Annotated in this window: 12 protein-coding genes; 10 read left to right on the top strand and 2 right to left on the bottom strand. The window is 68.0% G+C overall.

From position 1 onward, the window contains the following. The first annotated feature begins 489 nt into the window (after positions 1 to 489). The 9 genes from ACIA75_RS22190 (at position 490) to ACIA75_RS22150 (ending at position 11,044) form a co-directional block, all read left to right on the top strand. Positions 490 to 1,683, top strand: coding sequence for a cytochrome P450 (locus ACIA75_RS22190; RefSeq protein WP_397106907.1), 1,194 nt, complete (start codon positions 490 to 492; stop codon positions 1,681 to 1,683). A gap of 50 nt (positions 1,684 to 1,733) precedes the next feature. Beyond that, on the top strand, positions 1,734 to 2,552 hold the full coding sequence (locus ACIA75_RS22185; protein ID WP_397107984.1) for a mycofactocin-coupled SDR family oxidoreductase: 819 nt from the start codon (positions 1,734 to 1,736) through the stop codon (positions 2,550 to 2,552). A gap of 50 nt (positions 2,553 to 2,602) precedes the next feature. After that, positions 2,603 to 2,854 (top strand): hypothetical protein, encoded by a 252-nt coding sequence (locus tag ACIA75_RS22180; RefSeq protein WP_397106905.1) that lies wholly within the window; start codon positions 2,603 to 2,605, stop codon positions 2,852 to 2,854. 174 nt (positions 2,855 to 3,028) lie between these two features. Next, positions 3,029 to 4,630, top strand: coding sequence for a long-chain-fatty-acid--CoA ligase (locus ACIA75_RS22175; protein ID WP_397106903.1), 1,602 nt, complete (start codon positions 3,029 to 3,031; stop codon positions 4,628 to 4,630). Positions 4,631 to 5,390: 760 nt separating this feature from the next. Next, on the top strand, positions 5,391 to 6,035 hold the full coding sequence (locus ACIA75_RS22170) for an ABC transporter permease (RefSeq protein ID WP_397106901.1): 645 nt from the start codon (positions 5,391 to 5,393) through the stop codon (positions 6,033 to 6,035). A gap of 64 nt (positions 6,036 to 6,099) precedes the next feature. Continuing rightward, positions 6,100 to 7,461: an ATP-binding cassette domain-containing protein gene (locus tag ACIA75_RS22165; RefSeq protein WP_397106898.1), complete on the top strand. Its 1,362-nt coding sequence runs from the start codon at positions 6,100 to 6,102 to the stop codon at positions 7,459 to 7,461. Next, entirely contained in the window at positions 7,458 to 8,195 is a 738-nt protein-coding gene (locus ACIA75_RS22160) for an ABC transporter permease (protein ID WP_397106896.1), read from the top strand. Before ACIA75_RS22165 ends, ACIA75_RS22160 begins: the two co-directional genes overlap by 4 nt. Further along, entirely contained in the window at positions 8,192 to 9,178 is a 987-nt protein-coding gene (locus ACIA75_RS22155) for a glycine betaine ABC transporter substrate-binding protein (protein WP_397106894.1), read from the top strand. Before ACIA75_RS22160 ends, ACIA75_RS22155 begins: the two co-directional genes overlap by 4 nt. 138 nt (positions 9,179 to 9,316) lie before the next feature. Beyond that, complete coding sequence (locus tag ACIA75_RS22150) at positions 9,317 to 11,044, top strand: DUF3556 domain-containing protein (RefSeq protein ID WP_397107982.1); 1,728 nt, start codon at positions 9,317 to 9,319, stop codon at positions 11,042 to 11,044. Positions 11,045 to 11,065: 21 nt separating this feature from the next. Here the strand turns inward: ACIA75_RS22150 and ACIA75_RS22145 are convergent, their stop codons facing one another. Then, positions 11,066 to 12,241: a pyridoxal phosphate-dependent aminotransferase gene (locus tag ACIA75_RS22145; protein WP_397106892.1), complete on the bottom strand. Its 1,176-nt coding sequence runs from the start codon at positions 12,239 to 12,241 to the stop codon at positions 11,066 to 11,068. A gap of 128 nt (positions 12,242 to 12,369) precedes the next feature. On the opposite strand from ACIA75_RS22145, the gene ACIA75_RS22140 reads away from it, so the two are divergent. Continuing rightward, positions 12,370 to 14,118: a penicillin-binding transpeptidase domain-containing protein gene (locus tag ACIA75_RS22140; protein WP_397106890.1), complete on the top strand. Its 1,749-nt coding sequence runs from the start codon at positions 12,370 to 12,372 to the stop codon at positions 14,116 to 14,118. 17 nt (positions 14,119 to 14,135) lie between these two features. On the opposite strand, the gene ACIA75_RS22135 is transcribed toward ACIA75_RS22140, so the two are convergent. After that, positions 14,136 to 14,654 carry a CinA family protein gene (locus ACIA75_RS22135; protein ID WP_397106888.1) on the bottom strand — a complete coding sequence of 173 codons (519 nt, stop codon included), beginning with the start codon at positions 14,652 to 14,654 and terminating at the stop codon, positions 14,136 to 14,138. Positions 14,655 to 14,920 lie beyond the last annotated feature (266 nt).

The following is a 14,920-nucleotide window of genomic DNA, read 5'->3' as shown; positions in this document are numbered from 1 at the left end:
GTCACGGGGGGCGATGGTATCGTGACGCATTCGTTACCGGCGAAGTCGGGCGAAGCCTCCCCGCTCCGCGGAAATGTCCGGATTTCCCCGTAAGCGTATGAGCAGGGACGATTCCGGTTCGGCACTCTCGTGATCGGACGGGCCGTACGAAACACTGACCTGAAACGGAAGTATTTCTGTCCGGGTGCATTTTCTCCGGACAGCCGTCGGATTGTCGCCGGGCACGAGACCCGGCGCCTGGCGCGGCGATGTCCCGCGTCCGGGCGGCTGATACCGCCGCAAGTTCGCTGTACAGCCACCGGCGGCTGCTCCACAGAGACGGCGGTCAGAGAGTCACGGTCACGGTTTTCCATCATGAAATTTCCGCATCCGATAATGTGGTTATCGATTCATGGAATTGTGGTTCTTGAGCGGTCGAGTGGTCCTGGTGCCGAACCGGGCGGCCCCGTGCGCGCGATCGAACCCGGCAGCGACCGAAGGAGTTCGCCCGTGCGCCGTGCCGACCAGGTCTACTGGGATCCCTTCGACCGCGATATCGCCCGCGACCCCTATCCCGTCTACGCCCGGCTGCGTCGCGAATCGCCGCTGTATTACAACGAGGAACACGACTTCTACGTCCTCAGCAGGTACGACGATATCGACCGGGCCCTGCTGGATTGGCAGACTTTTTCATCGTCCCGCGGTCCGATCCTGGAGATCATCAAGGCGGGAGTCGAGATCCCCCCGGGTACGTTGCTGATGGAGGACCCGCCCGCGCACGATATCCACCGCGCACTGCTCGCCCGAGTGTTCACCCCGCGGCGTGTCCTCTCGCTGGAGCCGCAGATCCGGGAGCTGTGCGTCCGGTCGCTGGACCGCCTGGCCGGAGCCGGCCGGTTCGACCTGATGACCGCGTTCGCCAATGAGGTGCCGATGCGGGTGATCGGCATGCTGCTCGGTATCCCGGAGTCCGACCAGCAGGGGGTCCGCGACCGCGCCGACGCCAACCTGCGCACCGAGCCAGGGCAGCAGATGCAGGTCTCGGACAAGGCGATCCCGCATGCGGACCATTTCGCCGAATACATCGACTGGCGGGCCGACCACCCGTCCGACGATCTGATGACGGAGTTGCTGCACGCGCAATTCGAGGACACCGAGGGGGTGACGCGCACCCTGACCCGGCAGGAGATCCTGACCTATGTGTCGGTGGTGGCCGGCGCCGGGAACGAGACCACCGCCCGGCTGCTCGGCTGGCTGGGCACGCTGCTGGCCCGCCATCCCGAGCAACGCGCCGAACTGGTGGCCGATCCGCGGCTGATCCCCCACGCGATCGAGGAAACCCTGCGTTTCGAACCCACCGGCCACGCCCTGGCCCGCTACGTCACCACCGGCGTCGAACTGTACGGCGATACCGTCCCGGCCGGCAGCGCCATGATGTTGCTGGTCGCCTCCGCCAACCGGGACCCCGGCCGCTGGACGGAACCCGACCGGTTCGATATCCACCGCAAGATGAGCAACCTGCGGACCTTCGGCTTCGGCACCCACTACTGCCTGGGCGCCGCCCTGGCACGGCTCGAAGCGCGGGTCGCGCTCGAGGAATTCCTGCGCCGCTTCCCGGTCTGGGACGTCGACTGGACGGCGCTGGAACTGTCGTCCACCTCGACGATGCGGGGCTGGGAAACCGTGCCGATCACCGTCGGCTGACGCCGGACACCCCTGCTGCCACCGGTTTCACTACATCCCGAGGAGAGACAATAAGAAAGCTCGACGGCAAGGTCGCCTTCATCACCGGCGCCGCGCGCGGCCAGGGCCGCAGCCACGCGATCCGGCTGGCACAGGAGGGCGCCGATGTGATCGCGGTGGATATCTGCGCCCAGCTCGACTCGGTGCGATACCCGATGGGTACCGCCGGCGAGCTCGACGAAACCGTCGCCGAGGTGGAGAAGCTGGGGCGGCGGATCGTGGCCCGCCAGGCCGATGTGCGCGAGATCGCCGAGCTGCGTAAGGCGTTCGAGGAGGGCACGGCGGAACTCGGCCCGGTCGATATCGTGCTCGCCAACGCCGGGATCGGGGCCGGTGGTGCCGCGGTGACCGAGGACCAGGAATGGGACGAGGTCGTCGGCGTCAACCTCAAAGGTGTCTGGAACACCGGCCGGGTCGCGATTCCGTCGATGCTCGAGCGGGGGCAGGGCGGTTCGATCGTGCTGACCAGTTCTACGGGCGGCATGATCGGTGTCGGTATTCCGACCGCCGGATTCCTCGGCTATACTGTCGCCAAACACGGTGTGGTCGGCCTGATGCGGTCGTGGGCGAACTTCCTTGCACCGCACAACATCCGGGTCAACAGCGTCGCGCCGACAGCCGTCCGCACGCCGATGGCCGGGGACGGAAACCTGCAAGCCATCATGGAACGTGCCCCGGAACTGGCTCGCGCACTGTCCAATGCCATGCCGGTGGATCTGGTGGAACCACTGGACGTCTCCAATGCCATCGCCTGGCTGGTTTCCGATGACGCCCGCTACGTCACCGGCACCGTTGTCCCTGTCGATGCGGGCCAGCTGAACAAGCGGTAGCGGAGCCTTTCCGGATGTGCCCGGAACGATGATCGTGGCATGATGCGGATATGGTGGCGGGGGAGTGGGTACCGGTCGTGCGTTGCCGCAACGTTTCCGGTGGTATGCCGCCGCGGCTCGCCTTCGCTGCGTGGTTGCGGGAGCGTGGTATCGATTGGATGCCGTTCGCGGCCGACGAGGTAGTGATCAATCCGATGCGGGTACAGGAATCGGACGGCCGTATGGGCTGCGTGGTCGAGTTCTGCGTGCTCGCAACCGCATTGCGCAGGCTGGGGTTGCACCCCGACCAGACTCCAGGCTAACTTCGCGGCTGTTGCCGGGGCTCCGGTGGCCGTCGAGTACTCCGGTTCGACAGGTCGGTGGAAGACTCGCTCCGACTCCGGGGCTGGTCCCGGCGGGAAGCACCGAATGCGCCACGAGGGGCGAACTATGCGCGTAGGCTGCGTATTCGATCGACGCCGAATCTGGAGTACGCCATGACCGGTACTGCCTACATGATTTCCCGGGGGATGACCGCCGGCGATCAACTCGCCCGCCACGCCCGCAAGATCCCGGAGACGCCCGCCCTGCGGTTCGGCGGAACGTCGCGTAACTACCGCACACTGGACGACCGAGTGTCCCGGCTGGCCGGTGCCTTGCGTGCCCGCGGCGTCGCCGCCGGGGACCGGGTGGCTGTTCTGGGCCTGAACTCGATGGAGGTGGTGGAGGCGTTCCTGGCGCCGATGCGCCTCGGCGCGATCTGTGTGCCGGTCAACTTCCGCCTCACCGCCGCCGAGATCGCCTACCTCCTGGAGGATTCCGGAGCGGTCGCGGCAGTCGTGGACGCGCGGTTCGCCGGTGTGCTCGCCGAGGCGCGCCGGCAGGCGCCGGGGTTGCGGACCTGCCTGGTGATCGGCGGCAGCGAGCACGGTGCGCCGGGGGAACACGGCGACGACTACGACGCGGCGCTGACCGAAGCCGATCCGGTGTCTCCCGATATCACCGTCGACGAGGATTCGGCGGCGTACATCATGTACACCTCGGGCACGACCGGACGCCCCAAGGGCGCGGTGCTGACCCATACCAACCTGCTGCTCCACGCCTTCAGTGTGATCCTGCACAACGGAGCATCCGGCGACGACAAGGTCGCGCTCAACGGCGCACCGCTTTTCCACATCGCCGGATTGTCGAGTTACCTGATGTGCCTGCTCCCCGGCGGCACCTTCGTGATCACGGCATCCGGCGGGTTCGATCCCGCGGCGTCGGTCGAACTGCTGGCGCGTGAGCGCGTGTCGAGTTGTTTCTTCGTGCCGGCGCAGTGGCAGGCGATCTGCGCACTACCGGATATCGCGCGGTACGACCTGTCCGCGCTGCGGCAGATCTCCTGGGGTGCGGCGCCGGCGTCGACGACCCTGCTGCGCACCATGATCGAGACCTTCCCGCAGGCGGCGGTGTCGACGGCGTTCGGCCAGACCGAATGTAGCCCGGTCACCTGCACCCTGCGCGGTGAGGACGCGATCCGCAAGATCGGTTCGGTCGGGATGCCCATCCTGAATGTCGAGGTCCGGGTCGTCGACGAGGAGATGAATGATGTACCGGCCGGTGCGGTCGGGGAGATCGTCTATCGGGGGCCGACCGTCATGAAGGAGTACTGGAACAAGCCGGCGGAGACGGCGCAGGCCTTCGAGGGCGGCTGGTTCCACTCCGGTGACCTGGTACGCCAGGACGAGGACGGTTATTTCTATGTCGTCGATCGCAAGAAGGACATGATCATCTCGGGTGGCGAGAACATCTATTGCGCCGAGGTGGAGAACGTCCTGGCCGGGCATCCGGGTATCGCCGATATCGCGCTCATCGGTGTCCCGCACCCGCAATGGGGAGAGGCGCCCTTCGCGGTGATCGTCCCCGCGGATCCGGCGGTGCCGCCCACGGCCGAGGGAGTCGAGGCCTTCGCCCGGGCCCAACTGGCCGGATACAAATGTCCCAAGGAGATCGCGGTGGTCGCCGAGCTGCCGCGCAATCCCAGCGGAAAAGTGCTGAAAACCCAGCTCCGGGAGATCTATTCGCGCAGCGGTGCGGACGTCGCGCCCGGAGCATGAACGATGCGTTGTGTCGTCGCGGCGGTGCCGCCGGACACGGATCGCCGACGGTTCACGCCCTGCGGGCGATAGGCATGCGTGGCACAACACCTCGTCGAAGTCCGTGGAGGTCGATGTGCAGGGCCGCGGGATCAACACCGGCAGCTCCTGCCGGCCGCTGCCCTGATCCTGCGAGGCTCCGGAGCATGCCGGCGGTCGACTGTTCCGGCGGGCGATTCCGGCGATCCGGCGTAGTCGGGGGCGACGATGCCGTGGCGGCAGTCTGCCGGTCGGTGCCCCGTCGCCGGGCACTACCGGGTAGGGGATGCGGAAACCCGGTATTCGCCGGCGTGTGACTTGGGGCGTGACACGTTCGGCCGCCGCCCGACCGATCTCGGTTGTCGTCCGGATATCCCCTCCGATACCGAAATCGCTGGGCTGCAGGAAGTTTCGAGCTGCGCTGGCGCGACGTCCGGATCCCGACCCGGCGCGGGTACGGGAACGGCCGACCGCGCCGCGGCACGGTCGGGCTGGGCGCTGCCCGGCGCCGTATCGGTGCGAGTCGCCGTTGCGGGGATGGAATCACTGTGATCGCAACGCCCGTCGGCGCGCCGGGCGTTGCGCCACTGCTGGTGCCCGCGGATTCACCGGGGCCGGCGGTTCGCCCTCCGCGCGCCGTGCCCGGCGATGCGGCCGAGTTTCGGCTAGCCTTGGCGACTCGCGCGTCCGTGACCTCACGCAGACCGGTACCGGCCGGTCGACGGTCGACGAGGGGAATCCTGTGAATCTATGGAGTTACGTCCAGGGGCGAGGAGAGACTCTGGCGTTCCTCACCTACCAGCATGCGTCCCTGGCGTTTCAGACGGTGCTGGCCGGAACCGTGGTCGCCGTGCTCATCGCGGTCGCGGTGTACCGGCTGCCGCTGCTGTCCGCGCTGTCGCTGACCTCGAGCCGGGTCGCGCTGACGATTCCGTCGCTGGCGCTGCTGGCCCTGCTGCTGGTCCCGTTCGGGCTCGGTGTGGTCCCGTCGTTTCTGATGCTGGCGTTCTTCGCGGCCCTGCCGGTGATCGGTAACGCGATTGTCGGGTTGCGGTCGGTTCCGGCCTCGGTCATCGAATCCGCCGAGGGGATCGGCTTGTCGCGCCGGCGCATCCTGCTCACCGTGGAACTGCCCATTGCCTGGCCGGTGATCCTCACCGGTATCCGGGTGTCCACCCAGATGATCGTCGGTGTGGCCGCCATCGTCGCCTACGTTCTCGGGCCGGGCCTGGGTTCGCTGATCTTCAACGGCCTGTCCCGGCTGGGCGGCGCGAACGCCCTGGAGATGGCGCTCACCGGAACCATTCTCATCGTCATCATCGCGTTGGTGTTCGACGCTCTGCTCGTCCTGCTCGGACGGCTCACGATCGCAAAGGGACTGTCATGATGCGATACCTCCGCCCACGCTGCGGCCTCCGCGGACCGCATCAATCCGCTTCGAAGGAGACACTGTGAGCGAGGGTGCGACCGGGCGGTCCGGTACGGCGACAGCGGAGCGGGCCGTCACCGGTGCGTCCATCACGTTGGACGGAGTCGTCAAACGGTACAAGGGGCAGGAGACTCCGGCGGTCGCGCGTCTCGACCTCGAGATCGGGGCCGGCGAGATCGTCGCGTTCGTCGGTCCGTCCGGGTGTGGGAAGACGACCACTTTGAAGATGATCAACCGGCTGATCGAACCGACCGAGGGCCGGATCCTCATCGACGGTCGAGATGTCACCCGGGAGGACCCCGACAAACTGCGGCAGTCGATCGGGTACGTCATCCAATCGGGCGGCCTGTTCCCGCACTGGACGGTCGCCCGGAATATCGGTGCGATACCGCGGGTCCTGGGGTGGGACCGTAAGCGGATCGCCGAACGTACCGAGTACCTGCTCGATCTCGTCGGCCTCGACCCGGCGGAATTCGCCGACCGGCTGCCGAAGGATATGTCCGGCGGGCAGCAGCAGCGGGTCGGTGTGGCGCGGGCGCTCGCCGCCGACCCGCCGGTACTGCTGATGGACGAGCCGTTCGGCGCGGTCGATCCGATCACCCGGGCGCGCCTGCAGGACAGCCTGCTCTCGATCCAGCACGAACTGGGCAAGACGATCGTGATCGTCACCCACGACTTCGAAGAGGCGACCAAACTCGGTGACCGGGTGCTCATCCTGTCCGAGGGCGGCCGTATCGAGCAGTACGCACGCCCGGAGGAGATCCTGACCGATCCGGCCACGCCGTTCGTCGAGGAATTCGTGGGATCCGGGGCGAAGCTGGCGTATCTGACCGTCTCCCGGGTGCGCGATATCGAATGCGACGAGGTGGTCACGGCCCGGGTCGGTGAGCCGGCGCCGGCGGTGATCGAGCGCGCGCAGGCCGCCGGGCACACCTGGGTGGTGGTGGTCGACGGCGCCGGGCGGCCACGGTCGTGGCCCACGCTCGCGGAGCTGGCGACGAAACCCGAGGTCTCCGACTTCCTGGACCGGCGGTTGCCCGTGGTCGCCCGCTCCTCGACCCTCAACGACGCGCTCGACGCCATGCTGGCGACCAGCCAGGGCGCGGCACTGGTCACCGACGGACGCGGCGCGGTGGTGGGCTCGCTCAGTATCGGCTCGGTGACGGAGGTGATCCGGGACAAGCTCGCCGATGTGCGCGACGAGGAATCGGCCGTGTCGTACGAGACCTATGTCGACGGAACCGATCCGGCGCCCACCCCCGTGGTCGCGGCCGACGACGAAGGCCCGGGTGCGGCCGCCGGTGATCTCCCGGTCGGTTCCGGTGACGGGGAGCTTCCGGGTGCCGCCGGCGCCGGAGAACCCGGATCGGCCGGGGCGTCGTGAACAGGCTGCGCCGCGTACCGCTCGATGTCTGGTTCGAACCGCTCATCATTCTCGTCATCGGGATCGGCTACCTCCTGTGGTACCGGTCGACGACCTTCACCGCGACCGAGCAGGCCTCGCTGAGCTGGGCAAATCTACAGACCACGATCCTCGAGCACATCAAACTGACCGTCGTGGCGACCGTGATCGTGGTCCTGGTCGCCATACCGCTGGGTATCGCGCTGACCCGGCCCGCGTTGCGGCGCTTCGAGCCCCTCGCGGTCAATATCGCCAATATCGGCCAGGCCGCGCCCGCGGTCGGGCTGCTGGTTCTGTTCACCTTCTGGCTGGGGACCGGCTTCCGCACGGCGATCGTCGGTCTCGTCGTCTACGCGGTGCTGCCGATCCTGCAGAACACGATCGTCGGGCTGCGGCAGGTGGACCAGCGCACGATCGAGGCATCGCGCGGGATCGGTTTCTCGGCGGCCCGGACACTGTTCCAGGTCGAGTTACCGCTGGCGGTCCCGGTGATCCTGAACGGGGTGCGCACCGCACTGGTCATCCTGGTCGGCACCGCGACGCTGAGCACGTTCATCGGTGCGACCAGCCTCGGCACGCTGATCACGACCGGGGTCACCCTTTTCCTGCCGAAACTGCTCGTCTCCGGTGCGATCCTCGTCGGGCTGCTGGCCCTCGTCATCGACTGGCTGGGCAGACTCGTCGAACTCGCCGCGACCCCACGAGGTGTCTCATGAGCTCGCCACGAACCCGGCTGGCCACGGCGGTTTCCGTAGTCGCCGTGACGCTCTCGATGCTCACCGGATGTGGTCTGGTGAGTTCGTCCGGAACATTCCACGATGCGAGCCTGCCCGGTGGTGAACGGCCGCTGGACGGTGCGCGGCTCACCGTGACCTCCAAGAGCTTCACCGAAGGTGTGCTGCTGGGCAAGATCACCGCCACCTATCTGGCCGCGGCGGGCGCGGAGGTCACCGATCTGACCGGTGCCCCGGGATCGGCGTCCTCCCGGCAGGCCCAGCTCAACGGCGACGCCGACATCCTCTGGGAGTACACCGGCACCGGGTGGGTGAACTACCACAACCGGACCGAGACGATCGCCGATCCCCAGCAGCTGTGGCAGCAGGTCCACGATATCGAGAAACGCGACTACGACCTGGAGTGGCTGCCACCGGCCAACTTCAACGACACCTACGCCTTCGGGGCATCCACCCCGACCGCCGAACGTCTGGGCGTCACTTCGCTGTCCGAGGTCGCCGCGCTGCCGGTCGCCGACCGGACGTTCTGTGTCGACGACGAATTCTTCAGCCGCTCCGACGGTTTCCTGCCGATGCTGCAGAAGTACGGGATTCCCTACAACGATCCGAACGGCGTGCCCGCCGGCAATGTCACCCGGATGGACGCCGGTGTCGTGTACACGGCGACAGCCGATAGTGCCCCGTGCAACTTCGGCATGATCTACACGACCGACGGCCGGGTGAAGAACCTGAACCTGGTGGTGCTCGACGACGATCTGAAATTCTTCCTGCCCTACAGCGGCACGGCGGTCGTGCGCGGCGCGATCATCGAGCAGTACCCGCAGCTGCGGGACCTGATCGGGACGATTTCCGAACGGCTCACCGACGATCTGATGCAGGAACTCAACGGCCGGGTCGATATCGACGGCGAGGATCCCGCCGATGTCGCCTATGACTGGCTGCGGAGCGAGCAGCTGATCGAGTAGGGGTCGGTTGCCCGTGGCCGGCCGGATTCGCCTCCCTCGGACGAAACGGAACCGAGGCGCGCCCGGTCGTAGTAGCTTCGTTCAATCAAGTGATTGAACGAAGACAGGATCGAGCACGCAGTGGGTACAACGGATCGCTTGTTCGGCATCCTCCGGCCGGAGCTTCCGGTGGTGGATTACGGAGAATGGAGTCGGGGCACACGGGCGGAGAAAATCCGGCCGATGGCCCGGCACTGGGCGGAGGTCGGGTTCGGCACACCGGCGCCGCTGCACCTGTTCTATGTGGCGAAGATCGTTCTCTACATCCTGGGCGGCCTGTTGTTCGCGCTGACCACCGCAGGAATCGACGGATTCACCGAGGTCGGCGCGTGGTGGTCGGAACCGATCGTCTTCCAGAAGGTCGTGCTCTTCACGATGCTGTTCGAGGTCATCGGGCTGGGCTGCGGTTTCGGGCCGCTGAACAACCGGTTCTTCCCGCCGATGGGCTCGATTCTGTACTGGTTGCGCCCGGGCACGATCAGGCTGCCACCATGGCCGGGGCGGGTGCCGTTCACCCGCGGCTCGACCCGGACACCGTTCGACGCGGCGCTGTACGCGGTGCTGCTGATCCTGCTGCTGGTGGCGCTGTTCTCGGACGGCACCGGGCCGGTGCCCGAACTCGGCACGTCGGTCGGACTGCTGCCGGCCTGGGAGATCGCGGCGGTTCTCGGGGTGCTGGCGGTGCTCGGGCTGCGCGACAAGGTTATTTTCCTGGCGGCCCGGGGCGAGGTGTACGGCGCGCTGGCGGTCACCTTCCTCTTCGGCGGCGCGGATACGCTCGTCGCCGCCAAGGTGGTGTTCGTGGTCATCTGGGTCGGCGCCGCGGTCTCGAAGCTGAACAAGCACTTTCCGTTCGTGGTGTCGACGATGATGTCCAACAGTCCCGTGGTGCGGCCGCGAGCCCTCAAACGCCTGTTCTTCGAGCGGTTCCCCGACGATCTGCGGCCCGGACGGTTGTCCCGGCTGTTCGCCCACGGCGGTACGGCCGTCGAGATGTGCGCGGGGGTGGTGTTGATCTTCAGCCACGGCGGTATCCCGACCGCGGTGGCCGCCACCGCGATCATCTGCTTCCACCTGGTGATCCTCACCTCGATACCGATGGGGGTGCCGCTGGAATGGAACGTCTTCATGATCTTCGGGGTGCTGACGTTGTTCGTCGCGCACGCGGACGTGGGTCTCGCCGACCTGGGCAACCCGGTGCCCGTGGTGCTTCTGCTGGTCGTTCTCGCGGGAGTTGTCGCGGTCGGGAATGTCTTCCCGCGCAAGGTCTCGTTCCTGCCCGGCATGCGGTACTACGCGGGCAATTGGGATACCACGCTGTGGTGCATCAAGCCATCGGCCGACGCGAAGATCCGCGCGGGCATCGTCGCGGTGGCCACCATGCCCGCCGCGCAACTCGAGCGCTACTACGGCAGCCGGGAAGCGGCGCAGATCCCGCTCTATCTCGGATATGCCTTCCGCGCGTTCAACACGCACGGCAAGGCACTGTTCACCCTGGCGCATCGCGCGATGGCCGGGCACAACGAGGACGACTATCTGCTGACCGACGGTGAACGGATCTGTTCCACGGCCCTGGGCTGGAATTTCGGCGACGGACATCTGCACAACGAGCAGCTGATCAGCGCGCTGCAGGAGCGCTGCGGGTTCGAACCCGGTGAGGTGCGGGTGGTACTGCTGGACGCGCAGCCCATCCATCGGCAGCGGCAGTCCTACCGTCTGGTGGACGCCGCCACCGGCGAATTCGAACGCGGCTATGTGCGGGTCGCCGATATGGTCGTCCGGCAGCCGTGGGACGACGATGTCCCCGTGCATCTCGTCAGGGAATGAGCACCGGGACGAGCCGCCGGGTCAGCGGGTCCGTGCCAGCTGGAGCCGGTACACCGCTTCGTCGAGTGTTTCGGGTCGTTTGCAGAAGGTGAACCGTACGAGGTGGCGCCACGGCTCGGGGTCGTCGGTGAACACACTCACCGGTACCGCGGCCACGCCCAGCCGCTGCGGGAGCTCGCGGCAGAACCGGATACCGTCGTCCGCGCCGAGCGGCCGGATATCTGCGCAGACGAAATAGCTTCCGGCACTGTGGTGTACCCGGAACCCGGTATCGGCGAGCGCGGCGGACAGCCGAAGCCGTTCACCGGCCAGCCGGTCGCGTAGCCGGGCCACCCAGTCCAGCTCGTGGGTGAGGGCATGGGCGATCGCGGGCTGGAACGGGCCGCCGCCGACAAAGGTGAGGAACTGTTTAGCGGCCAGCACACCGTCGATCAACGCGGCAGGGCCGCATATCCAGCCGATCTTCCAGCCGGTGACGCTGAAGGTTTTTGCCGCGCTCGAGACGACCAGCGTCCGCTCGGCCATTCCGGGCAGGGTGGCGATACTGAGGTGCTCCGCGTCGTCGTAGACCAGATGTTCGTACACCTCGTCGGCCAGCACGATCAGATCGTGTGCACAGGCGATTTCGGCGATCGCGGTCAGATCGGCACGATCCAGGACGGCACCGGTGGGGTTGTGCGGTGAATTCAGGATCAGCATCCGGGTGGCGGGGGTGATCGCGGCCCGCAGGCTGTCGTGGTCGAGGACGAAACGGTCGCCCTGGATGGTGAGCCGGGCGGTGCGCCGACGCGCGCCGGCCAGTGCCACGGCCGCCGGATAGGAATCGTAGAAGGGCTCGATCAGCACGACCTCGGCATCCGGTTCGACCAGGCCGATTACCGCGGCACTGACCGCCTCGGTGGCGCCGACGGTGACCAGTACCTCGGTCGCGGGGTCGTACGGTGTGCCGTAGCGGCGGGCGCGGTCCGCGGCGATCGCGTCCCGTAGCACCGGCATCCCGCGACCGGGCGGATACTGGTTGCCGCCGTCGGCGATGGCGCGGCGGGCCACCTCGAGCATGGCCGCGGGACCGTCGCTGTCCGGGAAACCCTGCCCGAGGTTGATCGCCTCGTGCCGGACCGCGAGTTCGGTCATTTCGGCGAAGATCGTGGCGGCGAACGGCCGCAACCGGGTGACGGTGGGAGGCTGGGCAGGCATGAGGACGAGGGTAGACGCCGGGGATTCGCTGCCGGCCGGTGCTCGCCACAGCCGGATATCCGGCCCGGCGGTGTTTGCGGCGCGCGGGATGACACGTCTTCCGGTTCCGGTCGATACAGTCGGACGTGATGCGTATCGATCGGAAAGTCCTCGTTCTGTTGACGATCCTCGGTCTGGCCCTGGCCGGTTGTTCCACCGGGCCGGACGAACCCGACACCGTGGCGGGCCGTTTCACCGACGCGCTGAACAGCGACGATACGGCCGCGGCGGCGGCGCTCACCGACGATCCGGCCCGTGCGGGGGAGACCCTCGCCGCGCTGTACGACGGTCTGGGCAAGGATGCGACATTCGCTGTCACCGGCGTCGAGGACGACACCTTCACCCTCGAGGCGACCTGGAAGCTGGGCGACCAGGGCCGGAAAGAGTGGAAGTACACGACCACCGGCACCGCGGCGGAAAGCGATGCGGGCTGGCGTATCCACTGGAACCCGGCAACGATTGCGCCGGGTCTCGACCGGGGCGAACTGTCCTACACGCCGGTCTATCCGGAGCCCGCGCGTGTTCTCGACGCCACGGGCGGGGAACTGATGTCCGAGCAGGTGGTGACCCTGGTCCAGCTCGCCCCCGGCGCCGACACCGCCGCCGTGGCGGGCCTGCTCGCGCCGCTGGCCCCCGGGATCACCACGGCCTCGCTGGACGCCGACCTGGCGGCCGCCCGCGGCGCGCCGGTGACGGCCATCAGCCTGCGGGAATCCGATATCGCGCCGATCCGCGACACCCTGACCGCCACGCCGGGTGTCACCTTGGCTCCGCAGAAGCGACTCCTGACCACCGATCGGGAACTCTCCGCGCAGACCATGTCCGGACTTGCCGGACTCTGGCAGGAGCAGGCCGACGCGGCCGCGGGCTGGGCGGTACAGGTCCGGACACCCGAAGGCGCAACGCGGATCGCCGGTGCGGAACCCGGGCAGACCGGCGATATCCGGACCACCGTCGACCCCGGGCTGCAGCGCGCGGCCGAGACCGCCCTCGACCCGATCGGGCAGCCCGCGGCGATCGTCGCGATCCGGCCGTCCACCGGTGACATCGTGGCCGCCGGGCAGAACGCCGCCGCCGACGCCGAAGGCCCGATCGCGCTCACCGGCCTGTACCCGCCCGGTTCCACGTTCAAAACGGTGACGACGGCCGCGGTTCTCGACGCCGGTACGGCCACCCCCGATACCGTGCTGCCGTGCCCCGGCGTGGCCGATATCCAGGGCCGGCGGATCCCCAACGACGACAATTTCGATCTGGGGCAGGTGCCGCTGCACACGGCCTTCGCCCGATCCTGCAATACGACCATGGCCGGGCTCGCCGTCGACCTGCCACCGGGCGCATTGTCCGGCACGGCCGAACGTCTCGGCCTCGGCGTCGACTATGTGACGCCCGGCCTGACGACCGTCACGGGCAGCGTGCCGGTGGCGCAGAGCCCGGCACAGCGGGTGGAGACCAGTATCGGGCAGGGGGAGGTGACGGCCTCACCGTTCGGGATGGCCCTGGTTACCGCCTCGATCGCGCACGGTACGACACCGGTGCCGGTCCTGGTGACCGGCTCGCCAGGAAAGGCCGATCGCAGCCCGCAACCCCTGCCCGCCACCGTGACCGACCAGCTGAAAACCATGATGCGGGAGACCGTGACCGCGGGTACCGCCACCCAGCTGGCCGATATCCCCGGCCTCCTCGGGAAAACCGGCACCGCGGAGTACGGCGACAACACGCATGCCCACGGCTGGTTCGTGGGTATCCGCGACGATCTCGCGTTCGCGGTCTTCGTCGCCGACGCGGGGAGTTCGGGCCCCGCGGTCGAGGCGGCCGGGCGGATGCTGCGGGGTTCGTGACGACGGCCGGCGCGGGATCAGTGTGTGCGTTCGCGTGCCGCGCCGAGCAACAGTTCCATCCCGTATCCGACCACCTGGTCCAGTATTTCGGCGGGTTCACCCGCGAATACGCGATGCCGGGTGTGCACCGCACCGTCGACGGAGACCGCGAACCACACCGAACCCGGCTCATGTCCGTCCTGCGGATCCGGGCCGCCCGCACCGGTCACCCCGAGAGCCAGCGTCGCCTCGAACAGTGTGCATACCCCCTCGGCCATCGCGACAGCCGCTTCCGCGCAGACCACCGGTCCCTCGGGAACGCCGAGCACATGGTGCTTCACTTCCCTGCTGTAGGCCACGATCGCGCCGCGGAACCACTCGCCCGCATTGCTCGCGGCGCCGAGGGCGGCCGCGATCTGCCCGGCGGTCAGCGATTCCGCGACCGCCACCCGGAGACCGGTGCGACCGGCCAGTTCGGCCAGCTCTTCGGCGTGTTCGTGGGCCCGTCCCAGGACGGCCGGCACGAGCACCCCCGAGGATTCAGACCCGGCCGGCATCGGCGGACCCGCGCCTGGGCGAGATCGGCGTTGCGTGGCCGGAACCGGCATACGATCTCGCCGGAACTGCGGGAATTCGGTCGGAGAGCATGGACGCCATCGTAACCAAGCCCGCGGTCCGCCCGGTCGCGTCGCGCACCCGAAACACGGAGCGGGGCGCCGCACACACTGGTCGCAGTCCACCGACGCTGTCCGGGGCCTCGAGTCCGGACCTGCGCGCAGCCGGGCCCGGAACTTCGGCAGCCCGGGCTCATGGAGCCTCGCCG

Origin of the sequence: Nocardia sp. NPDC051750 (assembly GCF_044453135.1) — a bacterium.
Taxonomy (GTDB): domain Bacteria; phylum Actinomycetota; class Actinomycetes; order Mycobacteriales; family Mycobacteriaceae; genus Nocardia.
This window is presented reverse-complemented; position numbering and strand designations above follow the sequence as displayed.

What these genes read in the sequence shown, in the direction of transcription:
- ACIA75_RS22155 (WP_397106894.1), top strand. Translation starts at nt 8,192, where the DNA reads ATGAGCTCGCCACGAACCCGGCTGGCCACGGCGGTTTCCGTAGTCGCC.
- ACIA75_RS22180 (WP_397106905.1), top strand. Translation starts at nt 2,603, where the DNA reads ATGGTGGCGGGGGAGTGGGTACCGGTCGTGCGTTGCCGCAACGTTTCC.
- ACIA75_RS22135 (WP_397106888.1), bottom strand. Translation starts at nt 14,654, where the DNA reads ATGCCGGCCGGGTCTGAATCCTCGGGGGTGCTCGTGCCGGCCGTCCTG.
- ACIA75_RS22140 (WP_397106890.1), top strand. Translation starts at nt 12,370, where the DNA reads ATGCGTATCGATCGGAAAGTCCTCGTTCTGTTGACGATCCTCGGTCTG.
- ACIA75_RS22175 (WP_397106903.1), top strand. Translation starts at nt 3,029, where the DNA reads ATGACCGGTACTGCCTACATGATTTCCCGGGGGATGACCGCCGGCGAT.
- ACIA75_RS22145 (WP_397106892.1), bottom strand. Translation starts at nt 12,241, where the DNA reads ATGCCTGCCCAGCCTCCCACCGTCACCCGGTTGCGGCCGTTCGCCGCC.